The following is a 26289-nucleotide window of genomic DNA, read 5'->3' as shown; positions in this document are numbered from 1 at the left end:
ATTGAAACTCATGCGAGGATCAGCGGGGAACTGTAGCGATGCGCATCACCGGGTACAGGTTGTAGCGTTCGTCCCATGAGGAATGCAACCGATAGAAGAACTCCAGGCGCGCTTGTGGATTCTGGGCGAAAGCGGCGTCTTCACGGATGCGTTTTTCGAACCGCGCTTTCAACGCCGGGTCTTTCGCCAGCATCTCGCGCGCGACTTCCTCGGTCACGTAGTCTTCCATGTATTCCTTGCGCTCGAAGGCGTTGTTGAATTCGCCCCATGCCACCAGCGAGTCCGGCGCCAGCGGTTCCAGGAGCGACATGACCAGACGCGACTTGGGTTGCGCGATCGGCACGAAGAGCGCGCCGGCGCCGATATCTCGCTTGTCCGCCTTCCATTCGCCCTTGACGGCCATGCGCTGATGGCCTTCGGAAGGTTGCGCGGCAGGCGTCGTCTCGCTGGCGCGGAAGCTTTCGACCACCACCCCGGAGCGCGCGTCGAGCGTGCGGAAGTCGATGCCGTGCTGTTTCAGCTTCGCTCCCACCCAGGCAGCATGCGCCGCAGGCACCAGGTAGCCGCCGCCCGGCGCGGCCACGCTGAGACTAGGCTGCAGATTGTCGCGCAGCGGAATTTTCCAGATCTGCGGTTTGGTCTCGTCGTAACGCGTCATCAGCGCGCCGGAAATCTCGGAGGGTGTACGCGTGTATTCGTAGCCACGGAAATCGACCAGGTGCGACTCCTTGCCGGCCGCATAGGTCAGCGGCACAGGACGTCCTTTCAACTTGCTGGCGCGCGCGTCGGCTTGGTGTGCGAGCTTCAGCCATTGCTGGCCGTTTTTCGCGACCCGTTCCAATACCGAGACCACGGCATTGCGCGTAATGCGCACGCGTACCGGGTAGGTCTTCCAGGAATGGGTTTCCACCAGCATGCCCATGCGGTTGCGCAGCCAGAAGTAGCCATGCGAGAACCGCGGCGGCGGCACTCCGTCGTCGAAGCCCGAGGTGGGGTCATCGGAGACCGCGAAAGAAGGGTAATAGGGCAGGGGCAGCGAGCCCTGACGGGTCAGGTCGGCGATCACTCCGTCGCGCCAAGTGCGGCCGGCTTTGCGTAATTCGCTGTCGCCGGCATGGACCGGTTCCACCTGGATGGACACGTCGTGTTCGAACTTGGCGCCATCGGTGACGTGCAGGTCCACTTCGGCCAGCGGGTCCCATTCGTTGATTAGGGCCAGCATCGCCTGCATCTCGGGTGCGTCGGCTTTTACGTAGTCGCGGTTGAGGTTGTAGCCCTGCGCGGTAGTGCGCCAGCCCATCTCCTCGGGACCGCGCTGATTGGGGCGGTTCCAGGCGCCGAAGCGCTCATGGCCGTCCACGCTGAAGACCGGCACGAATACCCACACGAGTTTGTCGAGCGCGCCTTTCGCCGCCTTGCCTTCCAGGATTTCGCGCAGGGCCAGGAAACCGGCGTCCTTGCCGTCGATTTCACCCGCGTGGATGCCGCCCTGGATGAGCACGACCGGCAGGCCGCGTTTGTGCGCCGTCGCTGCGTCGAGCGCGCCGCTGGTGGAAGCGACTAGCGCCTTCATCGACCTGCCCTCGGGAGAGGTGCCGAAATCGATGCAGCGCACTGCATCCGGATAGGCTTTGGCGAATGCGTCGCACAACACGACGACCTCCTCGTAGCGTCCGGTCTTGAGGAAGCCGGAGCGCTCGGAGACCGTGCTCAAGGACGCGTCGGCGGCGGAGGCGGGCATGACGAATGCGGTGAGCAGGAGCAATGGGAGTTGCAGGAGCAATGAGCGCATGGGGTGGATTCTCGTCTTCAAAAGCCAATGATGCACGTTGCCGGCCGGCATCGCATTAGCCAGAAGCGTCGATTCGCGCACGCTTCCTGGGTTACCCTTCCCGCAACTATTGGCAGGAATACCGGATGAGCACGACAGCCACGGCGCAATCAGCACGCCTGCCGCGACAGGTCCCTTACATCATCGGCAACGAGGCCTGCGAACGTTTCAGTTTCTACGGGATGCGCAACATCCTGGTCCAGTTCCTGGTAAGCAGCGTGATCCTGGCCTATGTCCCGGAGGCAGGAAGGGAAGGCGCCGCCAAGGATGTATTCCACAGTTTCGTGATCGGTGTGTACTTTTTCCCGCTGCTAGGCGGATGGCTGTCCGACCGTTATTTCGGCAAGTACAACACCGTGTTTTGGTTCTCTTTGATCTACTGCGTCGGCCACGCTTGCCTGGCCGCATTCGATGACAACCGCACCGGGTTCTATGCCGGCCTGTTCCTGATCGCGCTTGGTTCCGGTGGCATCAAGCCGCTGGTGGTGTCGTTCGTCGGCGACCAGTTCGACGAGTCGAACAAGAGCATGGCCAAGATCGTATTCGATTTCTTCTACTGGACCATCAACTTCGGCAGCTTCTTCGCTTCGTTGCTGATGCCGTTGTTTCTGCGCAGCTTCGGACCTGCGGTGGCCTTCGGCATCCCCGGCATCCTGATGTTCATCGCCACCCTGATCTTCTGGCTGGGCCGCAAGCAGTACGTTCGGGTGCCGCCGACGCATGGGAACGACCCGGATTCGTTCTACAACGTCGCCCGCACCGCTCTGACCCGGCACGAGGCCGGACAGAGGCGACCCGGTCTGTCGATGGCCTTGGCTGGCGCCGTACTGGCAGTGGCGATGCTGCTGTGCTGGGCGATCAAGCCCGGTTTTTGGCCGGAAGGTTTCGGTTTCGTCATCACCGCCTGTCTGGCGCTGGGCGCATTGATCGCATTCGGCGGCATCGGTGTATCGATGCAGCTCGAACGCGCCCGCGGCCGGCACCCGGATTCGGCGGTGGACAGCGTCCGCGCTGTGCTGCGCGTGATCATCGTGTTCGCGCTGATCACGCCGTTCTGGTCCTTGTTCGACCAAAAAGCCTCTACCTGGGTGCTGCAGGGCAAGACCATGATGGTGCCGCACGACCTGTGGTGGTGGCCCAGCTGGCTGGTCAAGGAAGCGGGGCAGATGCAGGCGCTCAATCCCCTGCTGGTGATGCTGATTATCCCCTTCAACAATATCGTGCTGTATCCGTTGCTGCGGCGCATGGGCTTCGAGCCTACTGCGCTCAAACGCATGGGGTGGGGCATTGCGTTCTCTGGCATAGCGTGGATCGTTGCGGGCGCGATTCAGCTGTGGATCGACGGCGGCGATCCAGTGTCGCTGGCCTGGCAAATCCTGCCCTACATGCTGCTGACCTTCGGCGAGGTGTTGGTGTCGGCCACGGCGCTGGAATTCGCCTATAGCCAAGCCACGCAAGCCATGAAAGGAGTGATCATGGCGCTTTGGTACCTCTCTGTTACTTTCGGCAATGTCTGGGTGTTGCTGACCAATGTCAGCGTGCGCAATGAAGCGGTAATTTCGCGCATCGCCAGCACCGGGCTAAGCGAAAACGCCTTTCTGATGTTCTTCTTTGCCGTATTTGCCTTCATCGCTGCCCTGGCATTCGCACTGTACGCGTGGCGCTATCCAATGCAGGATAACTATCGCGCCGTTGGAGCCGTTTGATGGAAACCCCCGTTACCTATGCCTTGATCGCCATCACCTGCGTGGTGTCCTGGATTGCCTTCAATAACCGCAAACTGGCCGATCGGCTGATCCTGTGGCCGCCGGCGATCGACAAGCACAAGCAGTACGACCGGCTGGTGACCTACGGCTTCATCCACGCCGATTTCATGCACCTGCTATTCAACATGCTGACACTGTTCTTCTTCGGCCCGCAGATCGAGTCGTTGATGGGCGACGTAGGTGTGTGGGTCTATCCGCTGTTCTATGTCTCGGCGCTGGTGGTGTCCATCCTGCCGACCTATCTGAAGAACCAGCACAACCCCAATTACCTCAGCCTGGGTGCGTCGGGCGCGGTGTCGGCCATCCTGTTCGCCTACATTCTGGTCAGGCCCTGGTCGATCATCGGCGTGTTCTTCGTTCCCATGCCGGCCATCCTGTTCGCCGTGCTCTACGTGGGCTACAGCATCTGGATGGACCGCCGTGGCGGCGACCGCATCAACCACAGCGCGCATCTTGCCGGCGCCGCTTACGGCGTGTTGTTCATGCTGGTTATGGAGCCGCGCGTGTTGGGTCATTTCCTGCGGCAGTTGCAGCAGCCCTCGTTCGGAGGCTGAACTCCGGGTCAACACGATCACCGTATCTGAATGTTTTGCGTGTTATCGAGTAACCGCAAGATTCAAACGGAGATGGAGATCGTAATGGCTACCCGTAAACCTGCCAAGACATCCAAAGTCGCCAAGAAGGCGGCCACAAAGAAAAAGGCTCCCGCCAAAGTCGCAAAGAAGGCGGCCAAGGCTGCAATGAAGAAGCCCGTGGCCAAGAAAGCCACCGCGAAGAAAGCGACCAAGTCGGTTACGAAGAAGACGGTGACGAAGAAAGCCGTAGTCAAGAAAGCGGCGAAGAAGACCGCCGCCAGCAAGGCAGTGACGAAAAAGATTCCGGCGAAGAAGGCGACTGCGGCGAGAAAAGCGCCTGCCAAGTCGGCTCCCGCGAAATCCAACGCCGGCTCCGCACCCGCCAAGCGCGTGGCCAAGCCGGCCCCGCGCAAACCCACGCCACGGCAGGCGTTGGCCGTAACCCGGAAGCTGCTGGAACAGAAACAGGCTCATGATCGCGAATCGCAGCCCTGGCAGTTGCTCGATCCGCATCACACACCCGTGTTGGACCCCGGATTCCAGTCCAATGAAGCTGCCGAGAAAGCGTTAGAGCTGCATGCCGCCGAAAGCAGGATGAAGGCGATACAGGGTAGCTCCGGCACGCAGGACAGGCGTAATCAAGGCAAGCGCGACAATCGCTGACGCTATCGACGTAGTTTCGTACGCGCAAAAAAATGACGCAGGTGACCCCCGTCACCTGCGTCCGGACCTGTGGACAGGTCGTCTTGTTGTTGTGCTTGTGGTTGTTGTGCTTGGAGCAGTTGCTGTTTCGATATGCGCTGCCAATGCGGCAGAAAAACTCATTCCACCAGGTTCAGCGGGTTAGCAGCCGCATGCATGCCCATGTCGACGCCGCCGTTGTAGGAAGACAGCAGGCGCTCGTACACGGCGTTGTTGAGGCGCTCGAATTCCCAGTCGTCGGTGTGGCCGGTGACGGCAAGCTGGTACAGACCTTCCAGCAGGGTGAAGTCGCTGGATGCGTTGTTGCTGATGGTTGCGTCGTCGAAGTTCATTGCCGTTCCCCGTGTGTTTGCTCTTGGGAGGGATAAAGCAGTTATCGTGCCAACTATCGGCGGCCGTCTCGAAAGCGTTGCAGGACGGGAGCGGCAGGCGCCGGATCGCCCGAATGTGACGCGCCGCGTCCAGTTTTGCCGCCGCTTGAACCGCCCACGGCACAATGCGGCTGCCAAGCATCCACCCATTGGAGAGACCTCATGTCCCTGCGTATCGACCACGATCCCGGTTCCCATCGTTTCGCTACCCAGGTGGACGGATACGAGGCGGAGTTGATCTATCGCCAGCAGGGCGCGCGCCTGATCATCGACCACACCGGCGTGCCCGATGCCATAGGTGGTCGCGGCATCGCCGGGGAACTGGTCAAAGCCGCACTGGACTATGCCCGGGCCGCAGGTCTACGGGTGGTGCCGGCCTGTTCCTATTCGGCCGCCTATGTCCAGCGCCATCCCGAGTACGCCGATCTGGTCGATTAGCGAATCGCCGCACCCCGAAAACCAGCTGTCATGCTGCTGCGTCGCGGCATAAACTGTGTGCATTCCCTGGAAGGAGGCTGGTCGTGCGATCCGTGTCGAAAATCCCCCTGTTGTTTCTGCTGGCCCTGGCGCTCGGTGCATGCAAGCGCGAAGCCGACACGCCCGCCGCCGCCGAACAGCCCGCCACCGTACCGGCGGGGACGCCCGCCACCGGCACAGCCGCAGCACCCGAGCTCAAGGACGTCATCGAAACCAACGATGCCTACGTTGTGGGCATCAGCTATCCGCCGACGCTCAACAAGTATCCGGGCCTGGCCCAGGCCGTCGCCGCCTATTCCGATGCCGCGCGAGCAGAGCTGATGCAGGCCGTGGCCGGCTTCGGCAACGACAAGCCTTCTGCGCCGTACGAACTGTCGCTCAGTTTCGAGCAGGTGGCCGAAACCCCGGAACTAGTGGCCGTCGCCGCCGACGGCAGCCGCTACACCGGCGGTGCCCATGGCGAACCGCTGGTAGCGCGTTTCGTGTGGCTGCCGTTGCAGAACAAACTGCTTACCGCCAATGAGCTGGTACCCAAGGCCGAAGGTTGGGCGGTCATCGGCGCCTATATCCGGGAACAACTGCACACCAGTGTGTCGGTACGGGCCGACGCCGACGAACTGCCGCCAGAGGAGCGCCTGCAGTTCGTGCGCAGCGCCGACAAGATGATCGACGAAGGCACCGAACTGGACGTCGATAATTTCAGCCAGTTCCAACCGATAGTAGGTACCGACGGCAAGATCACCGCCTTGCGCTTCGTGTTCCCGCCTTATCAGGTGGGTCCTTATGCGGACGGCACGCAGACAGTGGATGTGCCGGCGATGATATTGCTGCCCCACGTTGCGCCCGAATACGCCGGCTTGTTCGCCAAATCCTCATAACCGAGCTACAGACATGCCGCAGCAGCGCTTCCAACGACGGGTCGCCGATCTGCTTGAGAGCGCCGATGTGAGGATCGGCGGCAGCCGTCCTTGGGATCTGCAGGTACACGATTCCCATTTCTACGCGCGGGTACTGGGGCAGGGATCGCTGGGTCTGGGCGAAAGCTACATGGAAGGCTGGTGGGATACGGAATCGCTGGACGGGTTCCTGTTTCATGTGCTGATGGCCCGGCTGGAGCAGCGCGTGCACAGCGCCGGCGAACTGTGGGACGCCCTGCGCGCGCGCCTGTTGAATCTGCAGAGCCGCAACCGTGCCCGGGAAGTCGGTGAACGCCACTACGACCTGGGCAACGATCTTTATGCCGCCATGCTGGGCCGGCGCCTGGTCTACAGCTGCGGTTACTGGACCCAGGCCGATGGGCGCGTGTTGGATGGACTGGACGCGGCGCAGGAAGCGAAGCTGGATCTGATCTGCCGCAAGCTGCGCCTGAAGCCTGGCATGCGCGTGCTGGACATCGGCTGCGGCTGGGGGGAGGCGCTGAAATTCGCGGCCGAGCGCTATGGCATCAGTGGGGTGGGAATCACCATCTCGAAGGAGCAGGCCGACTATGCACGCGAACTGTGCGCCGGCCTGCCGATCGAAATCCGCCTGCAGGATTACCGCGAGCTGCACGAACCGTTCGATGCAGTGCTGTCGGTGGGCATGTTCGAACACGTCGGCGTCAAGAATTACCGCGGCTATTTCGAAGTGGCGCAGCGCTGCCTGCCGCCGGGCGGACTATTCCTGCTGCACACCATTGGCACCAACCGCTCGGTCAACCATACCGATCCCTGGATCGGCCGCTATATCTTCCCCAACTCGATGCTGCCGTCCACGGCGCAGATCGCGCACGCGGTGGAAGGCCTGTTCGTCATCGAGGACTGGCACAACTTCGGTACCGACTACGACCGCACGCTGCAGGCCTGGCGCGACAACGTGGAGCGCGCGTGGCCGCTGGATCCGCGCTACGACGAACGCTTCCGCCGCATGTGGCGGTACTACCTGGGCGCGTCCATGGCAACTTTCCGTACGCGCAATTCGCAGTTGTGGCAGGTGGTGCTGTCCAACGGCGGAGTGAAGGGCGGTTATCTGGCCCCGCGCTGACGGGCGCTTTTTCATGGTGCGTGAAGGTAGGGAGGATTACGGTCGGCTCATTCCCCCAACTGGAGCCGCGTCATGAAACGCGTTCCCCTGGTTTTCGCAGCGCTCATCGGCATCGCCGCCGTGCCAGCGCTGGCGCAACAACTGCAGCAGCCCAGCGTGCCCACCACCAAACCGGCCACGCCGCCGAGCGATAGCGGCATCGGCCCCAAACTCGATCAGGCGCAACCTACGCAGGTACCCAAGGTGGCCAGTAACCCCAATCAGCGCCCGCAGGCGCCTACCGCCATCCCGAGTACAGGACCGGCGCGGGAAGTGCCGACCGGCGCGGCCGCGCCTAGCGCCCGGAAACAGCCGAACAACCTGCTGGACGCGAACGGCAAGCCGGTCAACGGCATGATCCAGGTCGCTCCCAATCGCGTGTACGACCCGGCTACCGGTCGCTATCACTGGACCGAAATGTCGGGCGACCGGCAGAAACTGGTGGACTAGCTACGCGGGTTCGTCCGGCGCACCAGCTAGTCGCCACGCACATCGCCTTCTCGGGTTGTCGAACCCGGCGCTCTGCGTTGCACGGAATCCTGGAATAGCCGCATCTTTTGTTGTTTGTCGCGCTGCGCTAATCCGGCCGGGGTCACGCGATGTAAGTCATTCGGTAAAGCCGCTGCAACCTGCGCATTCGAGGCTGGTCGCGTCGGCTTGAGGGGGAGGTCGGCATCCGACTTTCCCAAAAAGGACGAACCGATGAACAAGAGACCGAACTGCATAGCGCTTGTCCGTGCATTATCCGTGTGCGCCCTGTTCTCAATGGCCGCGATCGCTTCCGCGCAGCAGGCGGTGGGGCTGCGCAAACTCGACCCGCAGCATGGGCAGGCCAAACAAGGGTTGATCGTTATCGCTCATCGTGGCGCCAGCGGTTATCGCCCCGAGCACACGCTGGCGGCCTACCGGCTCGCCATCCAGCAAGGGGCCGACTTCATCGAACCCGATCTGGTCGCCACCAAGGACGGAGTGCTGATCGCGCGTCACGAGAATGAAATCTCGGGCACTACGGACGTAGCCACGCATCCCGAATTCGCCAGCCGCAAGACCACCAAACGGGTCGATGGCATTGCGATGACCGGCTGGTTCACCGAAGACTTCACCTTGGCCGAGATCAAGACGCTGCGTGCGAAAGAGCGCATTCCGCAGGTCCGCCCGGACAATACCCGCTTCGACGGCCAGTACGCCATTCCGACTTTCGCCGAAGTGTTGCAATTGGCCAAGCGGGAGAGCCACGGCGGGCGCCGGGTCGGCGTGTATCCGGAAACCAAGCATCCGACCTATTTCGCCAAGGAAGGCCGGCGGATCGACGGCACTCCGATTGGCATGTCCCTTGGTGCCAAGCTGATCGAGACCCTGGTGGCCGAGGGCTTCACCGATCCGACGCGGATCTATATCCAGAGTTTCGAGTTCGAAAACCTTATCGAACTGGAAAAGCGCTGGATGCCCGCGGCCGGCGTCGATCTGCCGCTGGTGCAGCTGTACGACGATTTCTACACGGCCAAACCCTATGACGTGACCTACAACGCCAGCCATGGTGCCAACCTCGCTGCGCTGTACGGCGGCTTGATCGGACAGGTCGAGGGAGGCTTGAACGCCAACACCTCATACGGCGCGTTCGCCACTGAGAAGGTTCTGCAATGGATGAAGGCGAATTACGCCAGCGGCGTCGGCCCCTGGAAGGGCAGCCTGCTGCCGCGCGAATCGCTAGCGTCTAAGGTCGACGCCAACGGCGACGGCAAAGCCGAACTGGCCGGCCAGGGAGCTGGTCTGGTCCATCCCATGCTGGGTTGGGCGCTGAAGGCCGGATTACAGGTGCATCCCTACACGTTGCGTGCAGAGGAGTCTTATCTGGCGCAGACGCCGGGCGGAATCCCGCAGTCCGTGATCGCCGAGGCCGTGCAGCTATACGGTCTGGGTGTGCAGGGCTTCTTCATCGATCAGCCGGACCAGGGTGTGGCCGCGCGCGAGATTTTCCTGGATTTGAGCCGACCTTTGCGCGAGCGTTGAGAGTTGCGATTTCCACGTCGGATCGTGCGCTCAACGCCACGCCGCAGGCCTAAACAAGCACGCCACCCGAAGGTGGCGTGCTTGCACAACGAGGAGAGGTGAGGCTTATTTCTTAGGTGCGTCGGGCGTCGGAGTGGGGTTGGCGCCGTCGGCAACGTCCGCCACCAGCCCACGCTTCTTCAACAAAGGCTCGATCTTCGGCGCATGGCCGGCGAAATCCTGGAACAGCTGCAACGCGTCTTTGCTGCCGCCGCGCGAGAGCAGGGTCTTGCGGAAGTGGTCGCCGTTCTCGCGCTTCAGGCCGCCGTGCTGCTCGAACCATTCCACACTGTTGGCGTCCAGTACTTCCGACCAGATATAGGCGTAGTAGCCGGCCGAGTAGCCGCCCATGATGTGGCTGAAATAAGGCGTGCGGTAACGCGGCGGGACCGGGGCGTAGTCGGTGCCGTCGGTCTTCTGAGCGGCGGCTTCGAACGCCATCACGCCGGCTGCAGCGGGCACCTGGTCGGCGCCGATCTGGTGCCAGCGCTGGTCGAGCATGGCTGCGCCCAGATATTCGGTGGTTTTGAAACCCTGGTTGAACTTCGCGGCGGCGACCACTTTGTCCAGCAATTCCTGCGGCATCGGCGCACCGGTTTCATGGTGCTTGGCATAGTTCTTCAGGATCGACGGCCAGTCGGCCCACATCTCGTTGACCTGCGAGGGATATTCGACGAAGTCGCGCGGCACGCTGGTGCCGGTGAAGTAGGGGTATTCCACGTTGGAGAACATGCCGTGCAGCGCATGGCCGAACTCATGGAACATGGTGGTCACCTCGTCCCAGGTCAGCAGAGTCGGCTTGCCGGCCGGCGGCTTGGGAATATTGAGGTGGTTGGCGACCACCGGCAGATAGCCGGTCAGGCCCGATTGCGACACGTAGGAATTCATCCAAGCGCCGCCGCGCTTGGATTCGCGCGCGTACATGTCGGAGATGAAGATCGCCAGCTGCTTGCCGTCGGCGTCGAACACGTCGAATACGCGCACGCTGGGCTCGTACACGGGCAGGTCTTTGCGTTCCTTGAAAGTCAGGCCGTATAGCTGGTTGGCGGCGTAGAAAACGCCGTTCTGCTGCACGCTGTCCAGTTCCAGGTACGGCTTGAGCTGGGCTTCGTCGAAATTGAATTTGTCCTTGCGCACTTTCTCCGCGTAGAAGGACCAGTCCCACGGCGCCAGCTGGAATCCGCCGCCTTCCTTATCGATCATCTTCTGCAGGTCGGCGGCTTCGCGCTTGGCGTTGGCCACCGCGGCCGGGGCCAGCTTGCCCAGCATGTCGTTGACGGCTTGCGGGGTCTTGGCGGTTTCGTCTTCCAGCACATAGGCCGCATGGTTGGGATAGCCCAGCAGCTTGGCGCGGTCGGCGCGCAGTTTCATGATCTTGCTGATGATCTCGCGATTGTCGAACTCGCCGCCGTGGCTACCGCGCGCGATCGAGGCTTCGTGCAGCTTCTGGCGCGTGGCGCGGTCGGTCAGTTCGGACTCCGGCGGCTGGCCGGTGGTATTGAGCAAAGCGATGACGTACTTGCCCTCCAGCTTGCGCGTTTTGGCGGCAGCGGCGGCAGTGGCGATCTGCTCAGGCGTGAAGCCATCCAATTGCTTGACGCTGTCGATGACTACGGCCGAGGCGTTGACGTCGCCCAACACGTTCTGGCTGAACTTGGTGCCCAGTGCGGCCAGTTCTCCGTTCATCGCCTTCAGCTTGGCCTTGTCTGCGTCGGATAACTTGGCGCCGCCACGGACGAAATCGGTGTGGTAGCGCTCGACCAGGCGCACGCCTTCGGCGTCCAGGCCCAGCGTGTCGCGCTTGCCGTATAGCGCGTCGATACGTGCGAAGAGCTTGCCGTTGAGCGCGATGGCGTCGCTATGCGCGGCGAACTTGCCGGAGTAGTCGCTACGCAGCTTCTCGCGCGCTGGATTGGTGTCGGCGCCGACCAAACTGAAGAACACGGTCTGGGCGCGGTTCAGCACCTGGCCGCTCTTTTCCATGGCCAAGATGGTGTTGTCGAAGGTCGGCGCTTCGGTGTTGTTGGCGATGGCGTCGATTTCCTTCAACTGCTCAGCCATGCCGGCATCGAAGGCGGGGGCGAAATCGCTGTCCTTGATTTTGTCGAACTGCGGATAGTGCAGCGGCAGCGGACTTTCGGTGGCGAACGGGTTGTTCTGGATCGCGGGATTGGAAGCCTTGACGGCTTCGGTAGCGGCCGGAGCGGCGGCCTGGGAATAGGCGGGCATGGCAAGTCCAAGGGAGGCGGCAAGCGCCAGGGCAAGACGGGTGGTCATTCTGCAGCTTCCTTACAGAGTTGGACTTTACAGGCTAACCGATGGAGCCACCGCCGCACCTGTGACGAAAGACAGGGGTAGTCGCTGCGGTGCTGGGATAAGCTCCGGGCGGCCACTTTCTGGCCTGCCGCTCACTTCCCCATGGAGATTCCCGGATGAAGCATGTCTTGTGCCTGTCCCTTGCATTGTTCCTTGCCGGCCCGGCCGCGGCGGCCGAAACCATTCGTTATGTGGCCCTGGTCGACGGAGGCAAAAAGGCCGGCGAACAGGTCGTGCGCAAGGACGACGACGGCACCACCCACGTCGATTTCATCTTCAAGGACAACGGCCGCGGGCCGGAATTGAAAGAGGAATACAAACTCGCCGTCGACGGCACTTACAGCCAATACAAAGTCACCGGCACTTCCACCTTCGGGGCCAAGGTCGACGAAACGTTTTCGCGCGCGGGCGACAGCGCAGAATGGAAGTCGACTTCGGATCAGGGCAAGCAGCAGGTTTCCGGCACGGCGCTGTACTCGACCCTGGGCGGCACGCCGGAAGGTTTTTCGGTGGCCATGTCTGCGCTGGCCAAGCGCAGCGACGGCAAGCTGCCGCTGATTCCCAGCGGCACGCTGACGGTGCGCAAGGTCGCCGACGCCGAAGTGAATCATGGCAGCGAAAAGCGCATGGTGCAGCTGGTGGCGATGACCGGTGTGGGTCTCACGCCCACATTCGCATGGTCGACCACCGGCGACAATCCGCGGCTGTTCGCCTTCATCTATCCCGGTTTCCTGCAGCTGATTGAAGAGGGCTGGGAATCCAACGCCATGGCGTTGGAAACGCGGCAGAAGCAGGCCGAAGGCGAAGTGCTGCTGGGCATGGAACAACGCCTTGCGCACCCCATGGCCGGCACCACGCTGATCCGCAATGCGCGCGTATTCGACAGCGAGAAAGCGACTCTGGGCGCGGCCTCGGACGTGTTGATCGGCGACGGCAAGATAGTGTCGATCTCCGGCGCCGGCAGCGAGAAAACGAAGGCCGACAACGTCATAGAGGCAGGCGGAAAAATACTGTTGCCGGGACTGTTCGACATGCACGCGCATTTCGGCCCGTGGGACGGCGGCCTGCATCTGGCGGCTGGCATCACCACCATCCGCGACATGGGCAACGACAACACCACCTTGCAACAGCTGATGGCCCAACTGAGCGAGGGCAAACTGCTCGGCCCCAGCGTGGTGCCCGCCGGTTTCATCGAAGGCGAGAGCAAGATGTCGGCCCGCAACGGTTTCGTGATCAAGAACCTGGACGAAGCCAAGAAAGCGGTCGACTGGTACGCCGATCATGGCTATCCGCAGGTCAAGATCTACAACTCGTTCCCCAAGGACATCCTGCGCGACACCGCCGCTTATGCGCACCAGCGCGGTCTGCGGGTCAGCGGTCACATTCCGGCTTTCATGCGCGCGCAGGATGCGGTGGACCAAGGTTACGACGAGATCCAGCACATCAACCAGCTGATGCTGAACTTCTTCGTCACTCCGGAAACGGACACGCGCACGTTGGAGCGTTTCTACCTGGTGGCGAAGAAGACCGCCGGTCTGGATTTCGATTCCAAGCCCGTACAAGACTTCATCGCCCTGTTGGCGAAGAAACAGATCGTGGTCGATCCGACTCTGGCTACCTTCGAATTCCTGCATCAGCGGCAAGGCGAGCTCTCGCCGATCGTGGCCGACGTGGCCGACCATCTGCCGCCCGACATCCAGCGCAGCCGCCGCGTCGGCGAAATGAATATCCCCGATGACGCAACTGCAGCGCTATACAACAAATCTTTCGACAAGCTGGTCGAGTTCGTCGGCCTGATGTACAAGGCCGGCGTGCCGATCGTGGCTGGCACCGACGAGATTTCCGGCTTCACCCTGCAGCGCGAATTGGAGCTGTATGTGAAGGCCGGCATCACTCCGGCACAGGTGCTGCAGATCGCCACCTGGAACGGAGCCAAGTACACGCGCACCACAGCCGATCGCGGTTCGGTGACGGTAGGTAAGCGCGCGGATCTGATCCTGGTCGATGGCGATCCCACGGTGAACATCGCCGACATCCGCAAAGTGGCGCTGGTGATCAAGCAGGGCAAGGCGTACTACCCCAGCGAGATCGACGAGGCGCTGGGCATCAAGCCCTTCGCAGCGCCTGTGCAGGTGCATCCCGCAGCGCGCTGATCGCTAGCGTCGCGGTCAGAGCTGCAGCGCTTCGTAGCGTCGCACTATCCAGGACAGTTCGTAGAGCAGGGCTACCACGGCGAAACCGCCGTGGTAGTACCGGTTTCGGGTCTTAACGGCAACCAGGCTGGCGAGGATGTAGCCGGTGTTGCGGATCAGATATTCCGGACCCAAGTGCTGGAAATAATCGGTTCCCTTGATCGCCGTGTCGATCACATCCACCGCGAACATCAGAGCCAGCAAACCGAAAAACCATTGCCTGCGGGAATAGAAGTAGTCGCGGTAGTCCTGGCAGTCGCCGACGCTTTCCGGAAAGATCAGCGCGCATAGCAGGTACAGCAGCAACGCGTAGACGGTCACGAATAGGTAGAGATTGAAGTTCCAGTGCGTTTGGTGAAAAAGGGAGAATTCCCACCACCAGAAGTGCAGCAGGTAGATGAACATGAACAATGCCCACGCCAGGTGTACCCAGTACACGCGTCGCGCCTTGGGACGTTCGACGATGCGCGCCAGATGCCGCAGTAGGTGGGTCAGCCCCAGGCCTACGATCATGCCCAGCAATATCCGCACGTGGATATACAGGGTGGCCAGGGAGTTCGGGTCGGAAGCTGCCTGCATGGCCACGGACTCTTCTGCTCTTGTCCTTCGAAGGTTATTCGATCCTGTGCTGGCGCACGGGACCTCCAGGGAATTTCTAAGGTCTCTCTGTTCTCGCTGCGCGAGGAACAAGAATGACCATAATGCGTTCGCCTATTGTGACTTATGGAGCATTACATCACGGAGCATTGACTTCGACCAAAGCGCTGGACAATCTTGGGCTTGCCGCAAGGTGGCGGCATCAGCAAGGACGAGAAATGTTAAGGAACTACAAAATCGGCATCGCAATTTTGGTAGGTGTTTTGACGCTCGGCTCACTTATTTGTTTGAACCAAGCGTTTGCTAGTGAATCGGTGGTGGTTAACGGTAATACGTTTGTTTGTCAGAATTCATGCGTGGTTTCTTCAAATTCCAATGGGCAGTTAAGTGTTAGAGATAGCGCATACGGCTGGGTGTCGATGATCGTAAAAGGCCCCGGAAGCATCAGAGTTCCTTGATTCCAAGAGCTGGCATCGCTAATCGGATAACTCATGCACAAGACAAAAGTAATCTTCTTTCTGGCAGCCTTGGTTGCAATTGCAATCATTTATGCGTTTGCAACGAATACGCTGGAAGTCAGAAGCACGTTGTTCGGTGCAAAAACTGATTCTTTGATAGGGGCTGAAGAGAAGCAGCGCGGTTACGATTCCAATAGCAAGGGAATGTCTGCGAGTGCGGCGCAGACTCGAGTCTCGGAGGATGATAGCCCTACCGCACATCGCATTTCGGTGGGTAAGCCTCGGCCAATAGAGTCGCTGCTGGTCTCACCCGACGGATTAAGGGTCGGATACATCAATGCGATCATCGGCGTGGACGAATTTGACCGAGTCTTAGACAGGCTGAAATCCGAAAGCTATACCGACCCAGATGCCACTGAGATAAGTAGGGTCTACGAAGAAAATCTAAAGTCGGCTCTAAGAGCATCCGATGCTGGGATTTCGTTGGATAAGCTCGCCTGTGGTCTGACGGCATGTGCAGCTTCTTTTAATGGCAATCCCCAGGATGAGAGAAGCTTTACCACTACGCTCCTGGGCGCTGGGAGCGATGGCGGCGTAGGCATATATTCGGCAATAGTCCGATCTTTCCCGCCTTCTATCCCAAATGGTCCTGCAACGTATCGGGTGGTTTTCTCCACTGATAAGAACAACAACACGATCACGGTGAATTAAGTTTGTTCTTCTATGGTTGCAACGTCACTCGTCTGGCCTTGCAGGTACAAGATTCCTCCCAGGCTTGCTCATTTCGCACATCGGGTGTCTGATAAGGCATTCTCCGGAGCGCAATCATGACCACCGCCTACGAATTCGAAGCACTCGACATCGATGGGAAAAACGTGCCTTTGGCCGACTATCGCGGCAAGGCCCTGCTGATCGTCAACGTGGCTTCCAAATGCGGCTTCACCCCGCAATACACCGGCCTGGAAAAACTCTGGCAGGATTACCGCGACCGCGGGTTGGTGGTGCTGGGATTCCCTTGCGACCAGTTCGGCAACCAGGAGCCGGGCAACGAGGAGGAGATCAAGAACTTCTGCTCGCTGACCTACGAAGTGGACTTCCCGATGTTCGCCAAAATCGAGGTCAACGGCGCCGATGCGCATCCGCTGTGGAAGTGGCTGAAGAAGGAAAAAGGCGGACTGCTGGGCATCGACGCGATCAAGTGGAACTTCACCAAGTTCCTGGTCGGCCGCGATGGCAAGCCGGTCAAACGCTACGCGCCCACCGACAAGCCCGAGTCGATCGCCGGCGACATTGAAGCGGCGCTTGGCTGAGAACGGTCGGCCGTCGTTAGACTCCTGCGGGACGCTTGAGCACTTCCTCGGGCAATAGGTCCGTGATTTCGGTGATGAAACCTTCAAGCATCTCTTCCGAATAGCCGCGATGCACATGGGCGATCTTGCCGTCGCGGTCTATCACGAACATGTTGGGAAGCGAATTCACCCCATATTCGTCGCTGGCGATGCCTTTGCCGTCGTGAACGTAATTCAGGTCCAACTTGCGATTGGCGCGTAGCACGCGGAGGAAATCCGGTCGTGGTTCCTTGAAGTTCACCGCGATCACTTCCAGCGCGTCATGTCCGATAACCTGTTGGAATTGCGCCAGTACCGGTAGTTCGCGCCGGCAGGGTCCGCACCATGACGCCCAGAAAGTGACGATAACGACTTTGCCGCGATAGTTGTCCAGGTTCACTTGGGTATCGCCGCCATGCAGCTTGCCCAGCATGGGCGGCGGCATCTCGCCGACCTTGGGTTGCGGTTTCGATTCCCCGGCCATGCCAACCAGCGCGCAGCCGCAAAGGACCACGCCCAACAGGATTTGTTTGATCATCGGACTCCCCTCCGTTTGCCGGAAGGCTAGCACGCAAGTTCTATTTTTCGACAAAAGCGCGTTCGAAGACGTATTGGCCCGGAGTCCCTATGCGCGGAGCGGGGGTAAAACCGCGCGAATCGAGGATCCCGCGCAGGTCGGCCAGCATCTGCGGGCTGCCGCAGATCATGGCGCGGTCGTGCGCCGCATCCAGCGCGGGCAGGCCCAATGCTTCGGTCATGCAGCCACTGTCCAGGAGTTCGGTCAGCCGGCCGCGATGGATGAAGTCTTCGCGCGTGACCGCCGGGTAATACAACAGCTTTTCGCGGATCTGTTCGCCCAGGAATTCATGCTGGGGCAGTTCCTTCTCGAAGTAATCGCGGTAAGCCAGGTCGTGTTGGTGGCGCACGCCGTGGGTGAGCACGATACGGTCGAAGCGTTCGTAGGTTTCCGGATCCTTGATGATGGAAAGCCAGGGCGCCAGACCGGTGCCGGTGCCGAGCAGGAAGAGATTCCTTCCCGCATGCAGGTCGCTGATCAGTAATGTGCCGGTCGGCTTCTTGCCCACCAGCACGGTGTCGCCAGGCTTGATGTGCTGCAGGCGCGAGGTCAACGGACCGTTGGGCACTTTGATGCTGAAGAACTCCAGCTGTTCTTCCCAGTTGGCGCTGGCGATGGAATAAGCGCGCATCAACGGCTTGGGCGTGCCGTCCGCTTGCTGACCCTGCAGGCCGATCATCACGAATTGGCCGTTGTCGAAACGGAAGCCGTCATCGCGTGTGGTGGTGAAGCTGAAGTAGTCGTCGGTCCAGTGACGGACGTCGAGCACCGTTTCGGTGCCGAAAGCGGAAGACATGGGAAACGTCGGACGTGAAGAGAGTTCGGTGGCGTATTGTAACCGAGGAAATGAGAGCGGTTCTCATCGTGCCGCGCCGATATCTGTGGGCTTTCAGGCGGGGTTGTCTCTGGTCGCGCCGCGCTTGTGGAAGTAGATCTGTTCGGCGGCCCAACGCAGTGGCGGCGTTCTCAACAGCAGGTCGAAGGGCCAATCCATCTGCGCATGGTCGAAGGCCCAGCGCAGTAGTCGTTTGCGGAAGAATCGTGGCGCCTGGCTGATCGCGATTTCCTCGGGAGTGCCGCGTCCTGCAGTGTTCGCCAGTGCGCGACCGACAAGCCAACCATGGCGCCAAGCCGAATGGATTCCACCCGCCGTGACCGGGGAAACGATGCCCGCGGCGTCGCCTGTCAGGATCACCCCATCGTGCGCCAACGGCGCTACCGGACCTCCGCATGGAATTAGGCCCGCGCGTATCGCATCGGCGCGGCGCCGTGCCGGCAGGCCGACAACATCGCCGACGCGGTCCAGGAAACCGGCGATATCCGGTGCGCGTGTGTTCGCCGGATCGTGCCGCATCGCCAGACCGGCCTGGACCCCCGTCGGCGTCTGCGCGACCCAGCCGATGTAGCCGGGCGCGAACCGGCGGGTGATGAAACAATGCAGCGTGTCGGGCTCGCGCAATGAGATTCCATCGAACTCGTATTCGATGCCGTAGAGGAAATGCTTGGGCCTGCCCAAACCGAAGCGCTCGGCCACGCGCGAACGCGCGCCATCGGCGCCGATCAGATAGCGCGCGGTGCCCACGCCGTCCACTTGAAATCCGGAATCGTTGCGTTGCGCGGCCTGGAAGGAATGGCCTAGTCGCAGTTCGATCCCCGCGTCGCGTTGTCGCTGAGCCAACCAGCGCATGACATTGGGCGTGTCGGTAGTCAGGAAGAAATAACCGGGCGCCGACAACAGGGCGCTGCGTAGATTGGGCGAGTACAGCCGCACCGTATCGATCCTGCGAACCAAGTTCGATGGCAGATTTCTGAGTTCAGTATCCTCTGCGGCCTCCTTGACGATGATGCCGGTGGTGTGGAGGCGGTCGCCCGGGTCGTGCTTGCGTTCTAGTACGCACACGCGCAGGCCGGCTTCACGCGCCGCCAGGGCGCAGGCAGCGCCGCCGAAACTGCTGCCCACGACAATCGCCTCGTAATGCGGGGTGCTGTTGCTTGCCATCGGTACTTCATGTCCGTTTGTCGTGGTAGACGGACACTGCTGGCGCAATGTGAGGCGGGCATGAAGTGCGGTAAAAAAAAGGGCGCCTAAGCGCCCTTTGTTTATCGATGCTTATCGCGCTTCAGCCTTGGCCGCCGCCGCGCGGACCGCGATTGCCGCCGCCCGGCGGGCGGCCTGCACCACGCGGACCGCCGGGACGCGGGCCATTCGGGCGCGGGCCTGCGTTGTTGTTAGGACGGTTGCCACCCGGACGCGCGCCTTGCGGACGTGGCGGGCGCGGCTGCTGGCCGTACGGGTTATAGGCTCCGGGGTTGGCGTGATCGGAAGGAAAGCTGGGCGCGTTGCCCGGATGTCCATACGGACGCGGTGCGCGCTGCTGACCTTCGCCCTGGCCTTGTCCACCTTGACGCGGACCCTTCGGCCCGGGACCACGCGGACCGCGGGCTTCGTTGCCGAAATTGCCTTCGCTGCGCGCCGCATAAGGGCGATTGCCGCCCGCACCCGGACGACCACCCGCGCCGCCGCCAGGGCGGCCGGCACCAGGACGCCCCGCACCCGCACCCGCAGGACGCGGGCCACCGGGCCTGGCGCCATAGGGCTTGGGCGGACCGGCATTGCGGTGACCGGTCGGGCCGGTGTCCACGCCTTCGGGCACATACCAGCTGCGGAATGCAGCGGGATTGCCATCAGGCAGCGGTTTCGGGCCCTTGGTGGGACGCGACTTGAACGGCTTCTGCGATTGCTTGGCGGCCGCTTCGCCGCTGACGGTCAGACCGCCATGGGGTTTCTTGTTGCCGAAACGGCCACGACCGCGGTCTTCGCGCACGTGGTCAAAGCGGCGCAACTCGCGTCCTTCGTCGGCGGTGTTGTGGCCGTTGACGTAAGCCTGGCCCGTCGTGCGACCGCCGCCCACATGCACGGTGGCCTTGGCCGCTTTGCGTTGGCCGATCACCGGCTGCAGGGTGAGTGCGGGCGGAGCGCCGGTTTCCAGACCCAGCTCGGCGCGCAGTTTTTCGACTTGCACATCCGGCAGTTCTTGCGACTGGCCGCGCAGCAGCGGCTGCGGCAGCGAGATCTTGCCGTAGCGCGTGCGCTTGAGGCGGCTGACCTGGCAGCCCTGCGATTCCCACAGACGACGAACTTCGCGATTGCGGCCTTCTTTGACCACAACGCGGAACCAATCGTGCTGGCCACCCTCGTGCATGCCGGTGCCGCCGATGCGCTCGATCACATCGAACTTGGCTGGGCCGTCTTCCAGCGCGACGCCGCGAGCGAGTCGATCGACCAGATTGTCGGGTACGGTCTCCATGCCTTCCGGCGCGCGCACGCGGCAGACGTATTCGCGTTCCACTTCGTAGGACGGATGCATCATCGCGTTGGCGAGTTCGCCGTCGGTGGTCAACAGCAGCAGGCCGGTGGTGTTGATGTCCAGGCGGCCGATCGCGATCCAGCGCGCGCCCTTCAAGGCGGGCAGCGCTTCGAAGATGGTGGGACGGCCTTCGGGATCTTCGCGCGTGGTCACTTCGCCTTCGGGCTTGTTGTACAGCAGCACGCGTGCCGGTTCGGTCAGGGCGCTGGCGACGAAGGTCTTGCCGTCCAGTTCGATGCGGTCGCCGCCCTTGACCGACATGCCGGTCTGCGCGACTTCGCCGTTGACCTTGACCAGGCCGTCGGCGATGCGCTGTTCCAGCGCGCGGCGCGAACCCAGGCCGGCCTGCGCGAGCACCTTGTGCAGGCGCTCGGAAAGTTTGGTGGTGTCGCTGGCTTCGGCGGCGTCGCCACGCTTCAGCGAGAGTTTGTTACGAGGGGTGTCGCTCATTGTTTCTGCTCCGACGAAGCCTGGCTGTCCGGATCGGCGCCTTCGGTTTCGTCCTGGTTTTCTAAGGAATGTTCTTGATGGGGAATCGCTTCGGAAGCGTCTTCTTCCGAAGGAATGTCTTGTTCGTCTTCCGTCGCGTGATCGGCGTCGGCGTCGAGCTCTTCGTCGTTGGCGGCCTGCATTTCTTCGCCGTCATCAGCGGCGTCGCTTTCCTGCGCGGCTTCCGGACTGGGAAGGCCGACCGGTACCGGCGCTTCGTCCATGAACAACTGCGGTTCCAGTTCGCCGATGTCCTTCAGTTCGGACAGCGGCGGCAATTCGTCCAGGCGCTTGAGGCCGAAATAGTCCAGGAAGATCTTGGTGGTACCGAACAGCGCAGGCTTGCCGGGCACGTCGCGGTGGCCGACCACGCGGATCCACTCGCGTTCTTCCAGGGCCTGGATGGTATTGCTGCTGACGGCCACGCCGCGGACCTGTTCGATCTCGCCGCGGGTGATCGGCTGGCGGTAGGCGATCAGCGCCAGTGTCTCAAGGGTGGCGCGGGTGTACTTGGTCTTGCGCTCGGTCCACATGCGCGAGACCCAGCCGTGCACTTCTTCCTTCACCTGGTAGCGGAAGCCGGAAGCAACCTCCACCAGCTCTACACCGCGATCGGCGCAGGCGTCTCGCAATTGTTCCAGCGCCTGCTCGACGCTGTCGGGCGGGGCAGGCTGGTCTTCGGGGAACAGTCCATGCAGCTGCGCCAGCGTCAGCGGCTGGTTGGCGGCCAGCAGGGCGGCTTCGACGATACGGGTGATGAGCGCTTGATCCATGCGGTGCTTGGCTTCTGGGTGTCGGTCAGTTGTCGTTGGCGGCGTCGCCGTCATCGAATTCGCTGGAAAACGCCAGCGGTTCGTTGGTGTTGTTCAGGGCCAGCGACTTCAAGTAGATCGGCGCCAGTGGCGCTTCCTGCACGAAGTCGAGCAGCTGTTCCTTGGCCAGTTCCAGCATGGCCAGGAACGTGACCAGCACGCCCTGCCGGCCTTCTTCGGGCGTGAACATCGATTCGAAGCGGTGGAACTTGCCGTCCTCCAGCCGCGTCAGCACGTCGCCCATGCGCTGGCGCACGCTGAGCGCGTCGCGCTTGATGGCGTGGCCGGTGAACAGATCGGCGCGCTTGAGCACATCGTGCAGGGCCAGCAGCATCTCGCGCAGGTCCACCGGCGGCGGCAGGCGGACCACGGCGCGTTCCGGCACATGCGCCTGCACCGGCGTGGTATCGCGGTCCAGGCGGGGCAGGGCGTCGATATCCTCGGCGGCCTGCTTGAAGCGTTCGTATTCCTGCAGGCGACGCACCAAATCGGCGCGTGGGTCGCCTTCCTCGCCTTCCTCGCTCACCGGACGCGGCAGCAGCATGCGCGACTTGATCTCGGCCAGGATCGCGGCCATGACCAGGTATTCGGCGGCCAGCTCGAAGCGCAAATCCTGCATTACGCCGATGTACTGGACGTATTGGCGGGTGATCTCGGCTACCGGGATGTCCAGGATGTCCAGGTTCTGCCGGCGGATCAGGTACAGCAGCAGGTCCAGCGGGCCCTCGAACGCGTCCAGGATCACTTCCAGCGCGTCCGGCGGGATATACAGGTCCTGGGGAATCTGCAGCACGGCTTGCCCATGCACCATCGCCAGCGGCATCTCATGTTGCTGAGGAGCCGGCTGTTGGGGCTTGAGCGTATCGATTTGCGGATTCGCGTCTTGCGCGAGGTCGGAAGTCATCTAATAAGCCATGAATTGCAGGCACCACGCGGCTGGGGCCGACGTGCTTGGGTCTTGCGGCTGAACAGTGCGTCGCAGTGCGATCGCATTCCCACACATCAAGCAGACAGTGCACGCCAAAGGACAAGGCGGCAGACAGCGAGAAGGTCGTTGGGCCCGGGCGGGTGGGGGCAGCGAATCGGTCGACGGGACTGCTGGCAAATGAGCCTGAAGGCGAATGAGCCGAGTCCGGGCGGGCCGCTGCTTCCGGCCGTGCAATGGATCAAGAGTAAGGGGTGGCGAGGCGGGTGTCCAGCGCCGGGCCCGCGGCCTCACCGTACAATTCAGGCTGGATAGGATCCCGGAGAGATCTAGTGTGGTATGCAATTGAAGGTTATGACGCAGTCGACGCCCTGCCCAAACGCACGGCGGTGCGTCCCGCGCACCTGGCGCGGTTGACCGCATTGCGCGACGAAGGCCGGCTTTTGCTGGCGGGGCCGTGCCCGGCGATCGATGCCGAGGATCCGGGTCCAGCCGGTTTCAGCGGCAGCATCGTGATCGCCGAGTTCGACTCCCTGGAATCCGCGCGTGCCTGGGCCGACACCGATCCTTATGTAGAGGCAGGCGCCTACGTCCGCACTGAAGTGCGTCCCTTCCGCAAGGTCCTGCCTTGAGTAGCCGGCTCGCCCGCATCCGCGAGGCGCTCGAAATCGCTTTCGCACCCACGCAGCTGATCGTGAACGACGACAGCCACCTGCATGCTGGCCATGCCGGTGCGCGGGACGGAAGAGGGCACTACAGCGTCGAAATAGTCAGCGAGGCTTTCGCCGGGAAGAACTCCCTGTCCCGGCATCGAGCGGTGTATGCGGCATTGGGGGAAATGATGACGACCGACATCCACGCGCTGCAGATCCAAGCCCGGGCACCGGGCGAACCGGACTGACGTCCCGAACTGTTGCGGTGCGACTTACACCCTTTCCTGAAAACGTTTACATTTGCCCGCCTGAAATCTGGAAGGAGGAGCCGGGAAAATGAAAGCGACGTATCGGAAGGGAAATCGTGGAGGACGCGCCCGGAGTTCCCTGGCGCTGTGGGTAATGGCCCTGGCGCCGCTGGGGCTGGTGGCCGCCGAAGCAGCAAAGCCCTCCGATACCGGGGAAAAGGCTTTCGTCGAGTCCCTGCTGGCGCGGATGACGCTTGAGGAAAAGCTGGGACAACTCAACCAGCCGCCCGGCATCGGCAACGACACCGGACCCAAGGCAAAAGCCGCCGGTACCGATCAGGTGCGCAAGGGCCAGGTCGGTTCCTTCCTGGGCATGCAGGGCGTAAAGCTGACCTGCGATATGCAGCGGATCGCGGTGAAGGAATCCAGGCTGGGCATCCCCTTGCTGTTCGGCTTCGACGTGATCCATGGCTATCGCACCGTGTTCCCGGTGCCATTGGGCGAAGCGGCCAGCTTCAATCCGATCGCCGTGGAGAAGGCTGCCCGGGTGGGTGCGGTAGAGGCCACCGCGCACGGTATCAACTGGACCTATGCGCCGATGGTGGACGTAGCGCGCGATCCGCGCTGGGGTCGGGTGGTTGAGGGATCGGGCGAAGATACTTATCTGGGCCAAGTGATGGCGGTAGCGCGAGTGCGCGGCTTCCAGGGCAACGACTTGCGCGCTGCCGACAGCGTGCTGGCCACCGCCAAGCATTTCGTTGCCTATGGCGGTGCCGAAGCCGGCCGCGACTACAACACGGTGGATATTTCCGAGCGCACCCTGCGCGAGGTCTATCTGCCCCCCTTCCACGCAGCGGTCGATGCGGGCGTGGGATCGATAATGGCCTCCTTCAACGAGATCGCTGGCGTACCGATGCATGCCAATGGCCCGTTGATTAACGGCGTGCTGCGCGGCGAATGGGGCTTCGACGGTGTGCTGGTCAGCGACTACACCGGCGTGATGGAACTGATGAACCATCGCATCGCCGCCGATCGCACTGAGGCCGGTAGGCGCGCGCTGGAGGCCGGCGTGGATATAGACATGGTCAGCGACATCTACCGTAAGGACATGCCCAAGGCGGTGCGCGCCGGGAAACTTCCTGTAGCTACGGTCGATGACGCGGTGCTTCGTGTGTTGCGCGCCAAGTACCGGCTGGGTTTGTTCGATAACCCGTACCGGAATTGCGACGAGTCGCTGGAAAAAAGCCAGACGCTCACCGCCGACCATCGCGATGCCGCGCGCACTATGGCGCGCGAATCCATGGTGCTGCTAAAAAACAAAGGCAACGTGCTGCCGCTGTCCAAGCAGATTCGCACGCTGGCGGTGATTGGGCCGCTGGCCGACAATCCGCGCGCGATGCTGGGCAGTTGGGCGGGCATGGGCCGTCCCGAAGATGTGGTGACGCCACTTGCCGGCATCCGCGCTGCGGTCGGCCCGGAAACCAAGGTTCTGTACGCGCACGGCGCCGACATCAACACTGCCGACACCACCGGAATCGCCGAAGCGGTGCGCATCGCCGGACAGGCCGATGCCGTGCTGCTGATGTTGGGCGAAGCCGAGGACATGAGCGGCGAAGCCAACAACAGGACCTCGCTCGATCTGCCGGGCGTGCAGGAACAACTGGCGCTGGCCGTGCAGAAGAGCGGCAAGCCGGTGGCAGCGGTGCTGTTCAATGGCCGACCCTTGTCGATCAATAGTCTGCAGGAACAGGTGCCGTCGATCCTGGAGGCGTGGTTCCCCGGCGTCGAAGCGGGCCATGCGCTGACCGATGTGCTGTTCGGCGACTACAACCCGGCTGGGCGGTTGCCGATTACCTTCCCGCGCAATGTCGGCCAGGTGCCGATCTATTACGCGCACAAGAACACCGGGCGCCCGCCGCGCGAAGAAGAACGCTATTCCTCCAAGTACTTGGATGTGTCGTGGAAGCCGCTGTATGCCTTCGGACACGGGCTCAGCTACACCAGCTTCCGTTACGACGCGCTGCGCTTGAGCCGGAAAAAGATTCCGGCCGACGGCACGTTGCAGGTGGAAGTGACCGTCACCAATACCGGCTCTCGTGCGGGCGACGAAGTGGTGCAGCTGTACCTGCGCGATGATGTGGCCAGCGTCACCCGTCCGGTCAAGCAGCTGCGCGGGTTCCGCCGTGTCCACCTACAGGCCGGGAAGTCGCAAACGTTGACTTTTACCCTGACCGCAAATGACCTGAGCTTCTACGGAGCGGACATGAAGCGGATCGTCGAGCCGGGTAGTTTCACGGTATTTGCGGGCGGCAATTCGGTAGACAACCTTGAGGCGAAGTTCGAGGTAACCGCGCGATAAGCGGTCACGTCGGACAGGATTGGCCGGTTGGAAGAGGGTCCGCCGGCGGTCGAAATATGTTGCGCTGCGTCACTTTTTCGACCGAATTATTGTCTGTAAATGATTGAAAAATAACGAATTGCCTATGAGACTTAT

Annotated in this window: 24 protein-coding genes and 1 pseudogene; 15 read left to right on the top strand and 10 right to left on the bottom strand. The window is 61.9% G+C overall.

What is annotated here, in order from left to right; all coding sequences use genetic code 11:
* Nucleotides 1-19 precede the first annotated feature (19 nt).
* Nucleotides 20-1792, bottom strand: coding sequence for a M14 family metallopeptidase (locus tag AC1DTQ_RS04410; protein WP_477848294.1), 1773 nt, complete (start codon nucleotides 1790-1792; stop codon nucleotides 20-22).
* 125 nt (nucleotides 1793-1917) lie between these two features.
* Between AC1DTQ_RS04410 and AC1DTQ_RS04405 the strand changes: the two genes are divergently transcribed.
* The 3 genes from AC1DTQ_RS04405 to AC1DTQ_RS04395 all read left to right on the top strand — a co-directional run bounded on the left by AC1DTQ_RS04405 (nucleotide 1918) and on the right by AC1DTQ_RS04395 (nucleotide 4835).
* Nucleotides 1918-3537: a POT-type proton-dependent oligopeptide transporter gene (locus AC1DTQ_RS04405; protein WP_477848293.1), complete on the top strand. Its 1620-nt coding sequence runs from the start codon at nucleotides 1918-1920 to the stop codon at nucleotides 3535-3537.
* Complete coding sequence (locus AC1DTQ_RS04400; protein ID WP_477848292.1) at nucleotides 3537-4151, top strand: rhomboid family intramembrane serine protease; 615 nt, start codon at nucleotides 3537-3539, stop codon at nucleotides 4149-4151. Before AC1DTQ_RS04405 ends, AC1DTQ_RS04400 begins: the two co-directional genes overlap by 1 nt.
* A gap of 84 nt (nucleotides 4152-4235) precedes the next feature.
* Entirely contained in the window at nucleotides 4236-4835 is a 600-nt protein-coding gene (locus tag AC1DTQ_RS04395; protein WP_477848291.1) for a hypothetical protein, read from the top strand.
* A 158-nt stretch (nucleotides 4836-4993) separates the two neighbouring features.
* On the opposite strand, the gene AC1DTQ_RS04390 is transcribed toward AC1DTQ_RS04395, so the two are convergent.
* A complete protein-coding gene (locus AC1DTQ_RS04390; protein WP_477848290.1) occupies nucleotides 4994-5206 on the bottom strand; it encodes a hypothetical protein in 213 nt (70 codons plus the stop codon).
* Between the two features lie 201 nt (nucleotides 5207-5407).
* Between AC1DTQ_RS04390 and AC1DTQ_RS04385 the strand changes: the two genes are divergently transcribed.
* From AC1DTQ_RS04385 to AC1DTQ_RS04365, 5 genes are all read left to right on the top strand, one after another.
* Nucleotides 5408-5683: a GNAT family N-acetyltransferase gene (locus AC1DTQ_RS04385; protein WP_477848289.1), complete on the top strand. Its 276-nt coding sequence runs from the start codon at nucleotides 5408-5410 to the stop codon at nucleotides 5681-5683.
* Between the two features lie 83 nt (nucleotides 5684-5766).
* A complete protein-coding gene (locus tag AC1DTQ_RS04380) occupies nucleotides 5767-6600 on the top strand; it encodes a DUF3298 and DUF4163 domain-containing protein (protein ID WP_477848288.1) in 834 nt (277 codons plus the stop codon).
* Between the two features lie 13 nt (nucleotides 6601-6613).
* Nucleotides 6614-7744 (top strand): cyclopropane fatty acyl phospholipid synthase, encoded by a 1131-nt coding sequence (gene cfa / locus AC1DTQ_RS04375; RefSeq protein WP_477848287.1) that lies wholly within the window; start codon nucleotides 6614-6616, stop codon nucleotides 7742-7744.
* 72 nt (nucleotides 7745-7816) lie between these two features.
* Nucleotides 7817-8233 (top strand): hypothetical protein, encoded by a 417-nt coding sequence (locus AC1DTQ_RS04370; RefSeq protein WP_477848286.1) that lies wholly within the window; start codon nucleotides 7817-7819, stop codon nucleotides 8231-8233.
* Nucleotides 8234-8485: 252 nt separating this feature from the next.
* Nucleotides 8486-9793, top strand: coding sequence for a glycerophosphodiester phosphodiesterase family protein (locus AC1DTQ_RS04365; RefSeq protein WP_477848284.1), 1308 nt, complete (start codon nucleotides 8486-8488; stop codon nucleotides 9791-9793).
* A 105-nt stretch (nucleotides 9794-9898) separates the two neighbouring features.
* On the opposite strand, the gene AC1DTQ_RS04360 is transcribed toward AC1DTQ_RS04365, so the two are convergent.
* On the bottom strand, nucleotides 9899-12109 hold the full coding sequence (locus AC1DTQ_RS04360; RefSeq protein WP_477848282.1) for a M3 family metallopeptidase: 2211 nt from the start codon (nucleotides 12107-12109) through the stop codon (nucleotides 9899-9901).
* A gap of 155 nt (nucleotides 12110-12264) precedes the next feature.
* Here AC1DTQ_RS04360 and AC1DTQ_RS04355 point away from each other — a divergent pair, with 155 nt between their 5' ends.
* Nucleotides 12265-14301 (top strand): amidohydrolase family protein, encoded by a 2037-nt coding sequence (locus AC1DTQ_RS04355; protein ID WP_477848280.1) that lies wholly within the window; start codon nucleotides 12265-12267, stop codon nucleotides 14299-14301.
* A gap of 15 nt (nucleotides 14302-14316) precedes the next feature.
* On the opposite strand, the gene AC1DTQ_RS04350 is transcribed toward AC1DTQ_RS04355, so the two are convergent.
* On the bottom strand, nucleotides 14317-14919 hold the full coding sequence (locus tag AC1DTQ_RS04350) for a hypothetical protein (protein ID WP_477848278.1): 603 nt from the start codon (nucleotides 14917-14919) through the stop codon (nucleotides 14317-14319).
* A 113-nt stretch (nucleotides 14920-15032) separates the two neighbouring features.
* On the opposite strand from AC1DTQ_RS04350, the gene AC1DTQ_RS04345 reads away from it, so the two are divergent.
* From AC1DTQ_RS04345 to AC1DTQ_RS04335, 3 genes are all read left to right on the top strand, one after another.
* On the top strand, nucleotides 15033-15395 hold the full coding sequence (locus AC1DTQ_RS04345) for a hypothetical protein (protein WP_477848276.1): 363 nt from the start codon (nucleotides 15033-15035) through the stop codon (nucleotides 15393-15395).
* A gap of 33 nt (nucleotides 15396-15428) precedes the next feature.
* Nucleotides 15429-16106, top strand: coding sequence for a hypothetical protein (locus AC1DTQ_RS04340; protein ID WP_477848274.1), 678 nt, complete (start codon nucleotides 15429-15431; stop codon nucleotides 16104-16106).
* A gap of 116 nt (nucleotides 16107-16222) precedes the next feature.
* Entirely contained in the window at nucleotides 16223-16705 is a 483-nt protein-coding gene (locus AC1DTQ_RS04335) for a glutathione peroxidase (RefSeq protein ID WP_477848272.1), read from the top strand.
* A gap of 16 nt (nucleotides 16706-16721) precedes the next feature.
* On the opposite strand, the gene AC1DTQ_RS04330 is transcribed toward AC1DTQ_RS04335, so the two are convergent.
* The 6 genes and pseudogenes from AC1DTQ_RS04330 to AC1DTQ_RS04305 form a co-directional block, all read right to left on the bottom strand.
* Nucleotides 16722-17261: a TlpA disulfide reductase family protein gene (locus AC1DTQ_RS04330; protein ID WP_477848270.1), complete on the bottom strand. Its 540-nt coding sequence runs from the start codon at nucleotides 17259-17261 to the stop codon at nucleotides 16722-16724.
* A gap of 40 nt (nucleotides 17262-17301) precedes the next feature.
* The gene (locus AC1DTQ_RS04325) at nucleotides 17302-18096 is read right to left on the bottom strand and encodes a ferredoxin--NADP reductase (RefSeq protein WP_477848268.1); all 795 of its coding nucleotides are present in this window, start codon (nucleotides 18094-18096) and stop codon (nucleotides 17302-17304) included.
* A gap of 93 nt (nucleotides 18097-18189) precedes the next feature.
* Nucleotides 18190-19299: an NAD(P)/FAD-dependent oxidoreductase gene (locus AC1DTQ_RS04320; protein ID WP_477848266.1), complete on the bottom strand. Its 1110-nt coding sequence runs from the start codon at nucleotides 19297-19299 to the stop codon at nucleotides 18190-18192.
* A 121-nt stretch (nucleotides 19300-19420) separates the two neighbouring features.
* Nucleotides 19421-21118, bottom strand: a complete 1698-nt coding sequence (locus AC1DTQ_RS04315; protein WP_477848264.1) for a pseudouridine synthase — start codon at nucleotides 21116-21118, stop codon at nucleotides 19421-19423.
* A gap of 257 nt (nucleotides 21119-21375) precedes the next feature.
* Nucleotides 21376-21984 (bottom strand): annotated as a pseudogene (gene scpB, locus AC1DTQ_RS04310) (SMC-Scp complex subunit ScpB); the annotation flags it as partial.
* Nucleotides 21956-22873 (bottom strand): segregation and condensation protein A, encoded by a 918-nt coding sequence (locus AC1DTQ_RS04305; protein ID WP_310091056.1) that lies wholly within the window; start codon nucleotides 22871-22873, stop codon nucleotides 21956-21958. The gene AC1DTQ_RS04305 and the pseudogene scpB, both read right to left, overlap by 29 nt.
* Nucleotides 22874-23226: 353 nt before the next feature.
* On the opposite strand from AC1DTQ_RS04305, the gene AC1DTQ_RS04300 reads away from it, so the two are divergent.
* From AC1DTQ_RS04300 to AC1DTQ_RS04290, 3 genes are all read left to right on the top strand, one after another.
* Entirely contained in the window at nucleotides 23227-23526 is a 300-nt protein-coding gene (locus AC1DTQ_RS04300) for a YciI family protein (protein WP_477848262.1), read from the top strand.
* Nucleotides 23523-23795 carry a BolA family protein gene (locus tag AC1DTQ_RS04295; protein ID WP_477848261.1) on the top strand — a complete coding sequence of 91 codons (273 nt, stop codon included), beginning with the start codon at nucleotides 23523-23525 and terminating at the stop codon, nucleotides 23793-23795. The genes AC1DTQ_RS04300 and AC1DTQ_RS04295 overlap by 4 nt, the downstream gene beginning before the upstream one ends.
* Nucleotides 23796-23883: 88 nt before the next feature.
* Nucleotides 23884-26154, top strand: a complete 2271-nt coding sequence (locus tag AC1DTQ_RS04290; protein ID WP_477848259.1) for a glycoside hydrolase family 3 N-terminal domain-containing protein — start codon at nucleotides 23884-23886, stop codon at nucleotides 26152-26154.
* Nucleotides 26155-26289: the final 135 nt, after the last annotated feature.

The organism is Pseudoxanthomonas sp. P4_B2, from assembly GCF_056402315.1.
This window is presented reverse-complemented; position numbering and strand designations above follow the sequence as displayed.